The sequence below is a fragment of the Streptomyces sp. NPDC101393 genome (genome assembly GCF_044767385.1).
Lineage (GTDB): Bacteria > Actinomycetota > Actinomycetes > Streptomycetales > Streptomycetaceae > Streptomyces.
On the sequence record NZ_JBIWNU010000002.1, the window covers coordinates 245,704 to 260,509 of the forward strand.

A 14,806-nucleotide genomic window follows, 5' to 3' on the forward strand; every position below is an offset into this window, starting at 1 on the left:
CCGTCAGGGGCGGGGAGCGCAGGCACCTGCGCTCCGGCGGTGAGCGTCGGCCGCCGTTCCTTGCCGCTGCGGGCCGGCGGCGCATGCGCTGTACGGGCGGAAGGGCGGACGTTTGCGGCCAACGGCCAACGGCCGGCGGCTGAACCCCGACGACACCACCGTCCACAAGGCCCCGGCCGGCGAACCCAGCGTCAGAGGCCAGTACCCAGTGAGGTGCCGTCGCGCTCGGCGACGACACCTCACTGGACTCCAACATCGCGGCCCGCACCGCGCGTTCGCCGATCACCGTCTTGCGGACACCGGAGAACGTACGCGCGGCAGCCGAGCCACAGGCGGCCTGACCTCATTATCCCGACCGCCCATACGGGACAAGCGACTTACTCTCAGAGGGCGCCGGAGTCCGCGATGGTGACGGTGGCCGAGGTACGGCCGGACCCCGAGCCGTAGCCCTCGATCTTCCGTACGAGCTCCATGCTGCTCTCGTCGGCAACCTCGCCGAACACGACGTGCTTGCCGTCAAGCCACGACGTCACGATCGTGGTGATGAAGAACTGCGAGCCGTTGGTGTTCGGGCCGGCGTTGGCCATGGAGAGCTGGCCCGGCTTGGTGTGCTTGAGCGTGAAGTTCTCGTCGGCGAACTTCTCGCCGTAGATGCTCTTGCCGCCCGTGCCGTCGCCACGGGTGAAGTCGCCGCCCTGGAGCATGAACTCCGGGATGACGCGGTGGAAGGACGAGCCCTTGTAACCGAAGCCCTTCTCGCCGGTCGCCAGCGCGCGGAAGTTCTCCACGGTCTTGGGGGCGACGTCGTCGAAGAGGTTCATGTTGATCCGGCCGGCGGGGACGTCGTCAATGGTGATGTCAAAGAAAACCTGAATAGTCATACCCCCATCCTGACATCCCCACCCATCGGAGACGGCCCAAGCCCCCCGAGGGCCCCTCCACGCCCCTCGCAGGGCATCCAGGACGCGCGCGTCACGCGCGCATCCCGATCCGGCGGTCGTCCTTACCGGACCAGCATGCGGCCCATGCCGGACACGCCGCCCCTCCCCGAGCCGTTCACTCCGCAGACCGCGCCCGCGGCCGCTTGAGGACCTCCGGGCGCGGCTGCGCGCGACGCGCCGGCCGGACACCCTCGAGGGCGCCGGGTGGTCGCTCGGGCCCGACCTCGCCTACCTCCGCGAGCTCGTCGCCTGCCGGGCGGACGGGTTCGGCGGGCCGGCGCAGGAGGCGGCGCTCGCCCGGCTCCCTCGTTTCCGTGTCCCGCTCGGCGGTCTCGGGATCCACTTCGTGCACGCCCGCGCTGCCGCGCCGGCGGGACCCGTGCTGCCGCTGGTCCTCAGCCATGGCTGGCCGGACTCGTTCTGGCGGTACTCGAAGGTCATCCCGCCCCTGACCGACCCGGAGGCCACGGTGGCGATCCCCGCGGATGCGTTCGACGTCGTCGTGCCCGACATGCCGGCTACGGGTACTCCGACCGTCCCATCGTTCCTGCCCTCGACTCCCCCGCCGTCGCGCGTGGAGCGACTGCGACGGCGATGTCGAGCGGCGCTTCACGAAGGACGAGATCCTCACGAACCTCACGCTCCACTGGCTCACGGGGACGATCGGCTCGTCGATGCGCATGTACCGCGCGAACGCCGCGAACGCTCCCGCGCAGCACGCCCGCCGGGTCGAGGTGCCGTCCGGTTTCTCGCTCGTCCCCGGTGACATCGTGCGGCCGTCGCGTGCGAGGCTCGCGCGCAGGGCGAACGTCGTGCGCGGGACCGAGCCCGAGCGCGGTGGGCGCTTCGCGCCGTTCGAGGAGCCCGAGCTGTGCGCGCAGGAGCTGCGCGCGTCCTTCCGCCCCTACCGGACGGCGGCGATGGGCTGAGGGCGCCGCCGCGCGCGGACGTGGCCCGCATCTCGCAGACGGTCCGCACCATGATCGGCCGTCCTCTGCTGCCGTCTGCTGCACTCTGCTGCCTTCCGCTGCCCCAACAGCTCACGCACACGCAGCAGAGTGCGGCGCACCGGATTTCTCCGCACCTCACGCACTGAGCACCCTCATCCGTACGGGAGGGAGCGTGCTCCGGGTTGCACCGCCGCATGTACCTCCGGGCCCGGCCGCGCCCCGGGCATCCTGTCCTGCCTATGCGTGCGGGTCGCGGGCTCCGCGCTGTCGGGTGGCGTTGATGGCGCCGAGCAGGGACAGCGCTTCCGCACTGGGGCTGCCGGGTTCGGCGTGGTAGATGACGAGTTGTTGGCCGGGTGCGTCGCGGACGTCGAAGGCCTGGTAGGTGAGGGCGAGCGGACCGACGTCGGGGTGGTGGAGCTGTTTGGCGTCCTGGGTCTTGCCTCGCACGGTGTGGGCCTGCCACATGGCCGAGAAGGCGGTGCTCCGCTCGGTCAATGTGTCGACGAGCGCCTTCAGTCGGGGGTTGTCGGGGTCGATACCGGCCGCGAGACGAAGGTTGGCCACGGTGGCCTGTGCGGCCCAGTCCCAGCGGGTGTAGAAGTCCCGGCCGGCAGGGTCGAGGAAGGCCATACGGGCGAGGTTGTCCGCGGGGGTGAAGGGCGCGTACAAGGCGTCGGCCAGGGCGTTGGTGGCCAGGATGTCCAAGGTGCTGCTGAGGACGAAGGCCGGGGTGTGGGGGTAGCCGTCCATGAGCTGGCGCAGCGCCGGGCTGACCATGTGGCGCTGCTGCGCGGGACGGTCGTTCGGTGCGGCGCCGGCCAGCCGGTGCAGGTGCGCACGGCCGTCGGTGTCGAGATGGAGAGCACGGCTGAGGGCATCAAGGACCTGGGACGAGGGGTGGCGCTCCCGGCCCTGTTCGAGGCGGGTGTAGTAGTCGACGTTCACTCCGGCCAGAACCGCGACTTCCTCACGGCGCAGCCCGGCGACTCTGCGTACGCCGTAGCTCGCCATGCCGACGTCTTCGGGCCGCAGCCCGGAGCGCCGGGCGCGCAGGAAGTCTCCCAGGGGGTTGTCAGACATGCGGCCAGGTTAAGCAGGCGGCTCGCGCGCTGCCTGGGTGTGTGGCACCCAGGCAGCGAACGCCCTGGCTGACGGCTGCTGAGGCGCCCAGAGTCGGTGGCGAAAAGGACGACACCGAACGGGAGGAGGCCTCGTGCCGAAGGCGAGTGAGGACAGTGTCGACGTGGTCGGGATGTGGGTGACCGCGGACGGCGGCATCCGTCAGGAGCTACGGGCGGACGGTCGCTACGACGAAGCCCGCGGGAATCGGCCGAGCGCGTACACGGGCCGCTACACCGTGACCGGAAACCGTCTGCACTACGTCGATGACTCCGGCTTCACGGCGACCGGTGAGGTGCGTGAGGGCGTGCTGTATCACGAGCACCTGGTGCTCCGCCGGGAGGAGGAGCGCCGGATATGAAGGGCATCGGCAAGTCCGCGGCCGCGAAGTCCGCGGCCGCGAAGGCCACGGCCCGCTCGGCCCGCCCGTCGGCAAGGGGCGGCCTCCTTGCCGCGGCGTGGTCCGGTACCGCGGGCGAACCGCGATCGGGAGAGAGCAGGACACCGCTATGACGGGACAACGACTTGACGGCAAGGTCGCATTGATCACCGGTGCGACGGGAGGTATCGGCGCGGCGACCGCCCATCTGTTCGCCCGCGAGGGCGCGCGGCTGGTCGTCACCGACGTCCACCAGGAGCGCCTGGCAGCACTTGCGGAGGGGCTTGCGGAGACCGGCGCGGACGTCGTCGCCGCATGCCTGGATGTCTCCTCCGCCCGGCAATGGGACAGAGTGATCACCCTCGTTGGCGATCGGTTCGGCACTCTGGACGTCCTCGTCAACCTCGCGGGCATCCTGGACTGGGAGGGGATCGAGGACACCCGGGAAGAGGCCTGGAATCGCGTCATCGACGTGAACCAGAAAGGCACCTGGCTCGGGATGAAGGCCGCCATGCCGCTGCTGCGCGCCACCGGCAACGCCTCGGTGATCAATACCTCGTCCGTGCTGGGGCTCGTGGGAAGCGGAGCTGCGGCGGCCTACCAGGCGTCCAAGGGCGCGGTGCGGCTGCTCAGCAAGACCGCGGCTGTCGAGTACGCCGGGCGGGGCGTGCGGGTCAACTCCCTCCACCCCGGTGTCATCGCGACGCCGATGATCCAGGATCTCCTGGACGAGCAGGGCGACGAGCAGGCGGATATCGCGCGTACTCCGATGCGCCGCGCGGGCCGCGCCGACGAGGTCGCCTCGGCCATGCTCTTCCTCGCCGGCGACGAGTCCTCGTTCGTCACCGGTGCCGAGCTCGTGGTCGACGGCGGCCTCACCGCCCACTGATCCCCTCACACGGGCGGGATGGATCAACCAGCCGACTCGGCCGCCAGACACACGTCAGGGTGGGAGGAGTGCGTCCCCCTTTGTCGTCCTGCCGCGGGAATTCGGGGCGTCGGTAAGCGATGGCCGGGTCACGCGGCGGTGGTAGTGCCCCGCATTTGAACGGAGAAACATGGTGTTCCGCTGCGTGGGAGGCAAAAGGCGGGGCACATGATGGCTCGGAGGTTGATACATATGGTTCCCCTGCTACTCGTTCTTCTTCTCGCACTGCTTCTTTTCGGTGCGGGGTTCGCTCTCAAGGCCCTTTGGATCGTCGCGGTCATCGTTCTCGCGGTGTGGCTGCTCGGCTTCGTGCTGCGCTCCGCCGGAGCCGGTGGAAAGCGCGGACGGTGGTATCGCTGGTAGCTGACCTGACCGCAAAGGAAGCCGCCCACAGCCCATTCCGGGCCACTTCCGCACCGCTCCGGATCACCATCGGGTTTGCGGGATAATTACGGGGCACCCGAGTGGTGCCATCTATGAAAGGACCGCGTCATGAGCGCCAGCGAAAAGGCCAAGGCCAAGACTGAGCAGACCGCCGGCAAGGTCGAGAAGGAAGCAGGGCGCGCGGTCGGAAACGAAAGCGCTGCTGCTGAGGGCTCGGCGAAGGAATCCAAGGGAGACCTTCGCGCCGCCAAGGAAAAGGCGAAGGACGCCCTCAAGGACTGAGTTCGCCACGTATTTCGCGGGTGGGCCCCAGCAGAACGCTGGGGCCCACCCGCACGTCCGGCGCCCCGCCGGCGGCCGGTGCTTCCGGGCCTGGCACCCGGGTGCCTGCGTAAGCGGGACGCCACGTCGGGGTCCGTCGGCCCCGGCGATCCGTCCGGAGGGGGCAGGGTGTCGAAAGAGGAGCAGCCGCGGGGCGCTCCTGCGACAGGTGGGAGAGTGATGTGAGCGGTGCAGCAGGTGAGCCGCGGGCGGCTTCGGCTCAGCAGGGCCGGCCGGCCAGGGCTGCTCAATGGTGGCGGCGCGCGTGGGGGTCGGAGGGCCATGAGCGTCACACGGCGCTGCTGATCGGGAAGAGTACGGTCGCCGCCACGCTCGCCTGGGTGCTCTCCTACAACGTCCTGAATGCTCAGTCGCCGGCGTTCGCGCCGTTCTCCGCGGTGCTGATCATGCAGGTGACGGTCTATCAGTCGCTGCTGCAGTCCACGCGCTACGTGGGGGCCGTGGCCGCGGGTGTGGCCGTGCAGGCCGCTCTCGGGTTCCTGGGCGGCCCTGACCTGCTGACCTTCGCGCTGGTGGCGTTGGTCGCGCTCACCATCGGACGGTGGCCGGCCCTCGGCTCACAGGGCTCTCAGGTGGCCACCGCGGCGTTCTTCGCGTTCTCCACCTACATCTCCGCCACGTCCGACTTCGACAAGATCACCCAGCTCGGACAGATCATCCTGCTGGTCCTCATCGGGTGCGGTGTCGGCGTCCTGGTGAACGTCACCGTTTTTCCGCCCTTGCGGCTTCGCGGTGCCGAACACGGCATCCGGAGCCTCGCCCACGCACTGTGCGATCTGGTCAGCGATATGCATCCGGCGCTGCGCGAAGGTGAACTCGACGAGGAACGCACCGGGCACTGGCGGGAGCGGGCGGACCAGACCGGAGAACTGGTCACCCATGCCCGGACCGGCCTGCGCACCGCCCGGGAAAGCATCCACTACAACCCACGCCGCCTGCTGCGCCGCCACCGCGGCCGCACGAGTTTCCAGGGCTACGGTGCGGTACTGGAGGCATTGGAGCGGGCGCTCTATCAAACGGCATCCCTGACGCGCAGCCTGGACCAGTGGAGCAGGAATCAGCACGAGGAGCACCACAACTACCGCAGGTTCCTGCAGTGTTACGCGGATTTCGTGGAGTCCATCTCCGAAATCACCCAGGTCCTCGCCGCCCTGGACGAGGACGAGTTGAACGAGCAGGCCCCGCAACTCTGCCGACTGGCGGACCAGGCGCAGCAGTGCCGTCACCGCGTGAGCGAACAGGCCGAGCAGGACGGCCTGCCACTCGCCGACCCGGGCCGCCCGTACGGAGTCCTCGTCATCGAGGCCACCCGCCTCATGGAGGAATTCCAGTACACCTGCGACGTACTCCAACACCACGTCGACCGGTAAGTCACGTGCCACGGCGCGAGAAAGAGCTGATCCCGAGGGTGTCCCGGCCGGCCGGTGAACGGCCGGCCGGGACATCGGGCTCAGGCGAGGTCGAACCGATCGAGGTTCATCACCTTGTCCCACGCCGCCACGAAGTCACGCACGAACTTCTCCCCCGCGTCCTCACACGCGTAGACCTCGGCGACGGCTCGGAGCTGGGAGTGCGAACCGACGATGAGGTCGACGGCGGTCGCGGTCCACTTGGCTTCGCCCGTGGCGCGATCCCGGCCGTCGAAGACGTTCTCATCCGAGGCCGATGCCTTCCACACCGTGCCCATGTCGAGCAGGTTGACGAAGAAGTCGGTGGTCAATGTCTCCGGCCGGTCGGTGAAGACGCCGTGCGGGGCGCCCTTGAAGCCGGTGTTCAGCGCCCGCATGCCGCCGATCAGGACCGTCATCTCGGGAGCGGTCAGCGTCAGCATGTTGGCGCGGTCCAGCAGGAGGGTCTCCGGCGACAGCTTTTCCCCCGGCCGGAGGTAGTTGCGGAACCCGTCCGCCTTGGGTTCGAGGACGGCGAACGACTCCACGTCGGTCTGCTCCTGCGAGGCGTCCGTGCGCCCCGGTGCGAACGGCACGGTGATGTCGACTCCGGCGTTCTTCGCGGCTCGCTCGACGGCCGCGCACCCACCCAGGACGATCAGGTCGGCGAGCGAAATCTTCGTTCCGCCGGCCTGAGAGCGGTTGAAGTCGTCCCGGATCCCTTCGAGGGTCCGCAGCACCTCGGTCACCTCGGGCAGGTCATTGAGCTCCCAGTCGCGTTGCGGCGCGAGTCGAATCCGCGCCCCGTTGGCGCCGCCACGCTTGTCGGTGCCGCGGAAGCTCGCCGCCGATGCCCATGCGGTGGTGACCAGCTGGGCGAGGGACAGTCCCGAGGCGAGCAGCCTGTCCTTGAGGGAGGCGATCTCCGCATCCCCGACCAGCTGGTGATCGACGTCCGGGACGGGGTCCTGCCACAGCTGCGGCTCGGGAATCCACGGTCCGAGGTACCGCGAGAGCGGGCCCATATCGCGATGCAGCAGCTTGTACCACGCCTTGGCGAACGCTGCCGCGAGCTTGTCCGGGTTCTCGTGGAAGCTCTTCGCGATCGGCGCGTAGACCGGATCCACCTTCAGTGCGAGGTCCGTCGTCAGCATCATGGGCGCGTGCTTCTTCGACGGATCATGAGCATCAGGCACCGTGCCCTGGGCCGAGGGATCCGTGGGAGTCCACTGGTTCGCGCCGGCGGGGCTCGTCGTCAGCTCCCATTCGTATCCGAACAGGTTGTCCAGGTACCCGTTGTCCCACTTCGTCGGTGCGGAGGTCCATGCGCCCTCGAGCCCACTGGTGAGCGCGTCGGCGCCCTTGCCGCTGCCCGAGGTGTTCCGCCAGCCGATGCCCTGCTGCTCGATGGGGCTGGCCTCGGGCTCCGGCCCGATGTACTCGGGATTCACCGCACCATGACACTTGCCGAACGTGTGGCCGCCGACGATGAGCGCAAGCGTCTCCTCGTCATTCATCGCCATGCGCCCGAATGTCTCGCGAATATCCCTGGCGGCCGCGACGGGGTCCGGGGTGCCGTTGGGCCCCTCCGGATTGACGTAGATCAACCCCATCTGCACAGCACCGAAAGGAGCGGCGAGTTCCCTGTCACCGCTGTAGCGCTCATCTCCCAGCCAGGTGTCCTCGGACCCCCAGAAGATCTCCTCGGGCTCCCAGATGTCCTCTCGCCCGAAGCCGAACCCGAACGTCTTGAACCCCATCGATTCCATGGCACAGTTGCCGGCGAAGACCAGCAGATCGGCCCAGGAGATTTTCCGGCCGTACTTCTTCTTGACCGGCCAGAGCAAACGGCGCGCCTTGTCCAGGCTCGCGTTGTCCGGCCAGCTGTTGAGGGGGGCGAACCGCTGAGCGCCGGCGCCGCCACCGCCCCGGCCGTCTTCGATGCGGTACGTTCCCGCGGAGTGCCAGCTCATCCGGATGAAGAGCGGCCCGTAGTGGCCGTAGTCGGCAGGCCACCATTCCTGAGAGGCCGTCATCACATCGAAGACGTCCCGCTTCAGGGCATCGAGGTCGAGGGTCGCGAACTCTTCCGGATAGTTGAAGTCCTCGCCCATCGGATTGGAACGCGACGAGTGCTGGTGCAGCACCTGAAGGTCCAGCTGATTCGGCCACCAGTCCCGGTTCGTCCTGGGTCGGGTCGACGTGGGGGCCGGGGAGGGAATTACCGGGTTCTCGCTTTCGCTGCCGGACACGTCCGTCCTTCTTCCTGTCTCGGGGTTTCCTTCTGGTGGCTGCTTGCTCTTGACGTTGGTTGCCCAACCGGAGTCGAGCACCGCGAGCCGCGCTCCTGGCGCGCCACGACGCCCGCCGACCGGAAACGACCGGACCCGCGGCAGTCAACGCGGGGTTCGCCGCCGGCGAGAACTCCTACCCTTGTGCACGACGCCGATATGCGAGCCTGACTCGGCGTCCGTATCGTCGCGCACCGTGGACCGCAGCGCCACGAGAACACGCAGAGCATCCCTCGTAACAAGCACTCAAGGTCCCAAGCGGTTGGAGAGTTTGCTCGATGACCGGCTGCTCTCCCGGAAACTGAGACGCGGGAGAAGGGACGCTTCTTTCCGATCATCCGATAACTGATGCGAGAGACGGAAAGGGAGGCTGGGATGCTATTGATATCCAGCGGCGTGGGAGTCCGTGGCTGAGTTGCGCGTGGTGATCGAGCCGCCGCGTGCGTCACACCCCGTGACGGCGGCTGTCTACCGCGAGAGCTTCCGTTCGTCGGCACGGAGACCGCGGAGCGTCCACAGTCCGTACAGGGCCAGCAGCGGTTTGGCGACCAGCCACTCGCCGAGGCGGTAGTCGTCCGCGCGCACCAGCCGCTCGGCAAGATCAGGGCGCTGCCGCCGCAAGTACGCGCGGGCCTTGAGCGCGTGAGCCGGCTGGGAGACGATCGCGACGCGGTCGACGTCCTCAAGCAAGGGGATCACGTTGGTGATGTTCTCCCAGGTCGTCGCGCTTCGGTCTTCGAGGCGCACGGTGCCGTCGAACTCCAGCACCGACTTCGCGTAGTCAGCCATCAACTGGGCCTCCGCGGCGCCGCCGCCCGTCGCGCCGCCGCTGAAGATCACGCGCGTGCCACCGTCGGCGCCGAGGGAGCGCATCCCCGTACGGACTCGCCACCGGTTGATGACGTTGGCCGTCGCCTGGGGATTCCGGTAGCCCAACACGACCACCGCCTCGGCAGCGCCCGCACGGCTCCCCACGAGAGCCCGCGACCAACGCCAGTTCAACCACTCGCCCCAGGCCAGAGCAACAGCCCCAGCCATCGCCAGTCCTGTCCTTCGCCGCATGCAGCCGACCCTAAGGCACCCGGTATCGGCCCCGAAGGAACCAGCCGGGCGTTGTGTGGTTCGTGGAGCTGTCGGGCAGGCCGTGTCCGCCTTGCTCGGCGGGGACCTGTCCGAAGCCGGCCGGGTGTCCGGGGTCTCGCTCACCGCGTACTTCCTCACCGACAGGGCGCGGTGGCTCTGGCGGTTCCGGCTCGACCAGATGGCCGCCGATCCTGACCGCGTGCGATGGATGGTGCGGCAGGCAGTCGTCGGCGATCAGGGTCTGGTCGTCGGACATGCCGGATTTCACGGACCGCCCGACGAGGTCGGCATGGTGGAGATCGGCTACGCCGTCGCCCCCGGCTTCCGCCGCCAGGGATACGCCCGGCCCACGCTGACCGAGTTGCTGCGCCGGGCCGCTGCCGAACCCGCAATCTCCACGGTGCGGGCGACGATCAGCCCCGACAACGTGGCATCCCTGGCCACCCTCGTGGGCTTCGGCTTTGTCGAGGTCGGCGAGCAGTGGGACGAGGAAGACGGTCTCGAACCCATCTTTGAAGCCCCTGCCCGCCGGGGTCCGCTCTCTTGACGGCGCTAGGTTCGTGGCGGATCGCTGACCCGGTGGACTACGCGGTCGGACGCCGGCCAACCGAGGGAACGCGCTCCCATCGCCCCTCGGCGAGCCTGCCTCAACGGGCGGAGGGCTCGGCTGCGAGCCAGACGGCCACGGCCTGCGCGAGCGGCTGGTCGGTGTCGAGCTGGACGAAGCCGAACTGGCCGCCCTGGTTGCACTCCAGGAACCACCACGTCCGGTCGGCGTCCTCGGCGAAGTCGAAGGCTCCGTAGGAGAGTTCGGCGTACGACATATAGGCGTTCACCGCGGCTCGGACGCGGTCCGGCACCTCAACCGGCTCCCACAGACCGCCCTCGCCGAAGCGGCTGTCCACCTCATCGGGGTCGGCCTTCCTGCGGGCGGCGAAGAGCTGTTCTCCGACGCAGGTCAGCCGCACATCGGCCCGCTTGGGGATATGCAGTTGGAGCAGGGTCGGACCGGCCGCCACCCCGGAGAAATCCACGTCCGGGCTGATGCGCGTGGTCGGCAGCACCATCGGCGGATCGGTCGGGTGCCCGCCGGACACCGATTTCACCACGACATCCTGATGCGTCCGGGCGAACTGCCGTGCGACCGACGGGAACGAGGTGATCACCGTGGGGGGCACGGGGAATCCGCTGTGGTGGGCGGCGCGCAACTGCCACGGCTTGCGGCGCGCTCGTGCGGCCGCGACGGGGTGGTTCATCCAGCGCGCCCGGGTGCAGTCGAGCACGCCGTACAGGGCATGCTCGGACTCGGCCGTGAGCCATGCGGACGGCTCCGAGGCACGTGCTCCGGGTGTGCCGGGGCGCCGGACCCATACCGACCGCAGACTGCTCAGACTCACCACGCGTTCGCCCGCCTTGAGGTAGCCCTCGAAGTCGCCCTCGTCGTACTCCGACGACAGGGCCACCTCCCCGGGCAGGTCGGCGGGGTCGAGGCGGACGAGCGGGACGCCGAGTTCGTACAGCCTCGCCACCACCATGTCCGCCGTCACGTCCTCCTCGCAGGTGAGAATCAGGACGGTCATCGCGGATCAGTCGTCGAAGTGGGTCTTGGACCCGGCAGTCGAGGCGGTGGTGCCGGTGGCCAGCAGCACCGCCCTGCTGTACGTCGCCGGGCGGCCGTCAGGGAGAACGTTCAACTGTCGTGTGGCGTCGTAGGTGTACGGCACGGCGGTCGACGACTGAGCCCGCGGACGGGCAAAGCTCAGAGCGAACGGTCGCATACCTCTCCTTCAGGCTCGGGGTGCTGCAACACCCGGTGGTCTGGGCCGGGGGCACGTAGCGCCGTCTGACCTATTCCTACGTGAAAAACGTCAAAATCGAACGAATGATGGCCTTTTTTGATCGCTTCTGCCGATGCCCTTGACGCAACTGCCCTGGGCGTATTCGGCGAGAAGAGAGACGGCTGAACCCCGGCCGGGGTTCCATCCGGCCGTCGGGAGTGACGCACCCGACCCAGCTCACACGACACTCGGGACGCGGGCGTGAGGGTGCGTGTCGTGCCGGCACTCCAGGTGCAGATGCGCGGCGCCGGGTGCCTACCGGTACGAATCCGGTCGTCAAGGCCACCCGGCATGACGCCTAGTTGCCGACCGCGTGGGCGAGTTCGAGACGGTGGACGCCGGGCTCGTCCAACGTCGCCACGGTTGGTGTCGAAAAACGGCGGCGCCGGCGGGACGTGCCGGCCTGCACATCAAGGGCAGTCGACCGTGCGGGACTTCGACGGAGCGGACGCCGCCGCGTGCGGCCGCCATGAGAAGACGGCCGCACGCGGCGCCCACAACTCCCGTCCCACAGCGCACGCCCGGGGCCCCAACCCACCATCAGCAGACCGGTACCGGCACCGGGACTCCGACGGGTACGGGGACCGTCACGAAAGGGCCCGCCCCGGGCCATCCTGTAGTGATGCCTTCACAAGGCGTCGCTCACAAGGGAGTTGATCAGCTCAGGGCTCCGTCATAGTCGGGCAGCTTGAAGCCCTTTTCGTAGTGGCCGCCCTCGAAGTCGGTGGAGCGGTTACCGACGTTCGCTATGAGGGTGTAGCCCTGGCCTTCGTAGGACTTGCGGCAGCCGAGCTTGACGGCGGCCTTTCCTGGGCTGTGGCCTTCGGGCTTGAGGCACAGGCCGTCGACGGGGTAGCCGGCCTCCTTCAGCTGCCGCCGGGTCGAGGCATCCGCGTCCGCATCGCGATACGAGGCGAACAGGACGGCAGCGCCGTGGTCGTGGGCGTATTCCACGGCGTCCAGGATGCTCTGGACAGGCCGGCCCCGGTCGTAGTGCGTGGCGAGAGAGGTGTTGTCGATGTCCAGGACCACGGCCGGCTCGGAACCGTCGGCAACGTCCGGGAGGCGCTCCTCCAGGTGGCTCTGCAGGGCGTCGGCGACGGGAGCGATGTCCGACAGCCACTGGCTCTTGCTGGGCAGCGACGAACCGCTCCGGCCTGCGGAATCGGCCCAGGCCGAGGCCGAGGACGGGACGATGGCAGCCAGGGCAAGGGCAGCCGTGACGAAGGCGGTTGACGTGAGACGCACGAAAACTCCTCTGGGAAAGGTGGTTGGTGGCGACAGCACCGAAACCGACACCGACGCGACGGTATGCGGCGGCCGCGCGCACGGGCGGCCCACGCGCCAGATCCCGCCACGGCGTGCCCACCGCGGTCCGGTCGGGGCCCAGCGCGCAGCGAGGACGTGTGCGGGTTGCCGCGGACGCGAGGGAACGGTGCTGTCGTGCACGGGCTTCGGCTGTCGTGCGCAGGCTTCGGACGTCCCTGGGCCCATGCCGGCGCCGAACGGCCACCGCAGGTCAGCCCAGCGGTCTGGGGGCGGCGGCCGACATCCCGGGGAGTTCGTCCAGGAGCATGGTTGGCCGGTATTCGGCGAGGCTCGGCCCGGTGGGCCCGCGGCCGGGCCGACGGGAGGTACCCAAGAGGCGGCCGGGAAGCGCCCGAGGCTTGGGGCGCATCCGGGGACGCCCGCACCGCCGGCCCCGCCCCGGGCCCTCTACCGACTCCGCTCCTCCTGCTCCTACTCCTCGATGCTGGTCACCACAGTGTCGAGACCGGCATGCCGCAGGGTGCGCTGGACGGCATGGCGGGCACCCCGGGTGGCGACAGAGACCGATTCCGGGGCACGCGTGACCGCGCGGAGCAGGGCGTAGGCGCACGCGAGGTCGATCCGCTGCAGATCGCTCATGTCCCAGATCCAGCTGCCTGCCTGCCGCAGGCGCCGGTCACCGAGGAGCTCTTCCAGCTCGGGCAGGTCGTGCGCGTCCAGCGCACCGGAGAACGTCAGCACCACGCGCTGCTCATCAGCCTCGGTGATCGCTACGGTTGCGCGCTGCGGTTGGACGGACGCAGAGGGTGTATCGGCCACGGCAACCTCCTCGCAGCACATCGCTGCGTGCCTCCATTGTCTCAACGGACGCGCGTCACCGCTTCGTGGTCGCGCGGCTGCACTCCAAGGGCGCCCTGACGCCCTGGTCGCCACGCCCGTCACCACCTCACCCGACGCGGGCTCCGGCCTCAGCCGTTGAACCGGTCCGGGTCCGGCCCGGTGCGCTCGTCACGGTTCAGCGCGGAGATCTCCCCGATGTCGCCTTCCGTGAGCTCGAAGTCGAAGAGGTCGAAGTTCTCCTCGATGCGCTTCCGGGTCGCCGACTTCGGGAAGACGATGTCCCCCCGCTGCAGGTGCCAGCGCAGGGTCACCTGTGCCGTCGACTTGCCCACCCGCTGCGCGATACGGGCGATGACCGGGTCGTCGAGCACCTTGCCCTGGGCGATGGGCGACCATGCCTCGGTAGCGATGTCGTGCTCGGCACCGAAGGCCCGGACGCTGTCCTGGGTGAGGTAGGGGTGCACCTCGATCTGGTTGACGGCGGGCACCACCACGCTGCTTTCGAGCAGTCGGCGCAGGTGGTGCGGCTGGAAGTTGGAGACCCCGATGGATTTGGCCCGCCCGGAGCGGTAGATCTCCTCCATCGCCCTCCAGGTCTCCACGAAGTCTCCCTTGTCGGGCAGGGGCCAGTGGATGAGGAAGAGGTCCAGGTGTTCCAGGCCCAGTTCCTCCATGGTGCGGTCGAACGCTTCGAGGGCGTCGTCATACGCGTGGGCGCCGTTGTTCAGTTTGCTGGTCACGAAGACGTCGGCGCGGTCGAGGCCGGAGTCCCGGACCGCCTGGCCGACTTCCTTCTCGTTGCCGTACATCTCCGCCGTGTCGATGTGGCGGTAGCCGGCCTCCAGGGCCGCCAGCGTCGTCGCGCGGGTCTCCTCCGGCGGAATCTGGAACGTCCCGAAGCCGAGCTGGGGGATCTGTGCACCGTTGTTGAGGGTGATGCCGGGTACTGCGGCCACGATGGCTCCTTACCGTTGCTGCCCCGGAGGGCAGGGGAGGTCTGTCGGGGGAGGTCTGTCCGGGGAAATCTGTCTGGGGAACGCCTGCCCGTTCA

The 14,806-nt window shown here is 68.9% G+C and carries 15 protein-coding genes and 1 pseudogene; 7 read left to right on the forward strand and 9 right to left on the reverse strand.

The window, feature by feature from the left end; all coding sequences use genetic code 11:
* Positions 1 to 383 precede the first annotated feature (383 nt).
* On the reverse strand, positions 384 to 881 hold the full coding sequence (locus ACIRQ7_RS06780) for a peptidylprolyl isomerase (protein WP_401479966.1): 498 nt from the start codon (positions 879 to 881) through the stop codon (positions 384 to 386).
* A 144-nt stretch (positions 882 to 1,025) separates the two neighbouring features.
* Between ACIRQ7_RS06780 and ACIRQ7_RS06785 the strand changes: the two are divergent.
* Positions 1,026 to 1,870: pseudogene (locus tag ACIRQ7_RS06785) on the forward strand (epoxide hydrolase).
* Between the two features lie 258 nt (positions 1,871 to 2,128).
* Here ACIRQ7_RS06785 and ACIRQ7_RS06790 read toward each other — a convergent pair.
* Positions 2,129 to 2,974, reverse strand: coding sequence for a helix-turn-helix domain-containing protein (locus tag ACIRQ7_RS06790; protein ID WP_404260463.1), 846 nt, complete (start codon positions 2,972 to 2,974; stop codon positions 2,129 to 2,131).
* A gap of 172 nt (positions 2,975 to 3,146) precedes the next feature.
* Between ACIRQ7_RS06790 and ACIRQ7_RS06795 the strand changes: the two genes are divergently transcribed.
* The 5 genes from ACIRQ7_RS06795 (at position 3,147) to ACIRQ7_RS06815 (ending at position 6,416) form a co-directional block, all read left to right on the forward strand.
* Complete coding sequence (locus ACIRQ7_RS06795) at positions 3,147 to 3,374, forward strand: Atu4866 domain-containing protein (protein ID WP_404261327.1); 228 nt, start codon at positions 3,147 to 3,149, stop codon at positions 3,372 to 3,374.
* Between the two features lie 148 nt (positions 3,375 to 3,522).
* Positions 3,523 to 4,281, forward strand: a complete 759-nt coding sequence (locus ACIRQ7_RS06800) for an SDR family NAD(P)-dependent oxidoreductase (RefSeq protein WP_404260465.1) — start codon at positions 3,523 to 3,525, stop codon at positions 4,279 to 4,281.
* Between the two features lie 231 nt (positions 4,282 to 4,512).
* A complete protein-coding gene (locus ACIRQ7_RS06805) occupies positions 4,513 to 4,683 on the forward strand; it encodes a hydrophobic protein (protein WP_086716166.1) in 171 nt (56 codons plus the stop codon).
* Between the two features lie 129 nt (positions 4,684 to 4,812).
* A complete protein-coding gene (locus ACIRQ7_RS06810; RefSeq protein WP_401479957.1) occupies positions 4,813 to 4,986 on the forward strand; it encodes a CsbD family protein in 174 nt (57 codons plus the stop codon).
* 221 nt (positions 4,987 to 5,207) lie between these two features.
* Positions 5,208 to 6,416: an aromatic acid exporter family protein gene (locus tag ACIRQ7_RS06815; RefSeq protein WP_404260467.1), complete on the forward strand. Its 1,209-nt coding sequence runs from the start codon at positions 5,208 to 5,210 to the stop codon at positions 6,414 to 6,416.
* Positions 6,417 to 6,496: 80 nt separating this feature from the next.
* On the opposite strand, the gene katG is transcribed toward ACIRQ7_RS06815, so the two are convergent.
* Together katG and ACIRQ7_RS06825 are read right to left on the reverse strand one after the other, a co-directional pair.
* Positions 6,497 to 8,686, reverse strand: a complete 2,190-nt coding sequence (gene katG / locus ACIRQ7_RS06820; RefSeq protein WP_404260469.1) for a catalase/peroxidase HPI — start codon at positions 8,684 to 8,686, stop codon at positions 6,497 to 6,499.
* 507 nt (positions 8,687 to 9,193) lie between these two features.
* Positions 9,194 to 9,787, reverse strand: coding sequence for a YdcF family protein (locus ACIRQ7_RS06825; protein WP_404260470.1), 594 nt, complete (start codon positions 9,785 to 9,787; stop codon positions 9,194 to 9,196).
* Between the two features lie 82 nt (positions 9,788 to 9,869).
* On the opposite strand from ACIRQ7_RS06825, the gene ACIRQ7_RS06830 reads away from it, so the two are divergent.
* Positions 9,870 to 10,355 (forward strand): GNAT family N-acetyltransferase, encoded by a 486-nt coding sequence (locus tag ACIRQ7_RS06830; RefSeq protein WP_404260472.1) that lies wholly within the window; start codon positions 9,870 to 9,872, stop codon positions 10,353 to 10,355.
* Positions 10,356 to 10,455: 100 nt separating this feature from the next.
* Here ACIRQ7_RS06830 and tgmB read toward each other — a convergent pair whose 3' ends face one another.
* The 5 genes from tgmB to ACIRQ7_RS06855 all read right to left on the reverse strand — a co-directional run bounded on the left by tgmB (position 10,456) and on the right by ACIRQ7_RS06855 (position 14,711).
* The gene (gene tgmB, locus ACIRQ7_RS06835; RefSeq protein ID WP_404260474.1) at positions 10,456 to 11,388 is read right to left on the reverse strand and encodes an ATP-grasp ribosomal peptide maturase; all 933 of its coding nucleotides are present in this window, start codon (positions 11,386 to 11,388) and stop codon (positions 10,456 to 10,458) included.
* Positions 11,389 to 11,394: 6 nt separating this feature from the next.
* Positions 11,395 to 11,586 (reverse strand): putative ATP-grasp-modified RiPP, encoded by a 192-nt coding sequence (tgmA, locus tag ACIRQ7_RS06840; RefSeq protein WP_401479940.1) that lies wholly within the window; start codon positions 11,584 to 11,586, stop codon positions 11,395 to 11,397.
* Positions 11,587 to 12,303: 717 nt separating this feature from the next.
* Positions 12,304 to 12,894 (reverse strand): HAD family acid phosphatase, encoded by a 591-nt coding sequence (locus tag ACIRQ7_RS06845; RefSeq protein WP_404260476.1) that lies wholly within the window; start codon positions 12,892 to 12,894, stop codon positions 12,304 to 12,306.
* Positions 12,895 to 13,386: 492 nt separating this feature from the next.
* Positions 13,387 to 13,734 carry an STAS domain-containing protein gene (locus ACIRQ7_RS06850; protein ID WP_404260478.1) on the reverse strand — a complete coding sequence of 116 codons (348 nt, stop codon included), beginning with the start codon at positions 13,732 to 13,734 and terminating at the stop codon, positions 13,387 to 13,389.
* 149 nt (positions 13,735 to 13,883) lie between these two features.
* Positions 13,884 to 14,711: an aldo/keto reductase gene (locus tag ACIRQ7_RS06855; RefSeq protein ID WP_404260480.1), complete on the reverse strand. Its 828-nt coding sequence runs from the start codon at positions 14,709 to 14,711 to the stop codon at positions 13,884 to 13,886.
* Positions 14,712 to 14,806: the final 95 nt, after the last annotated feature.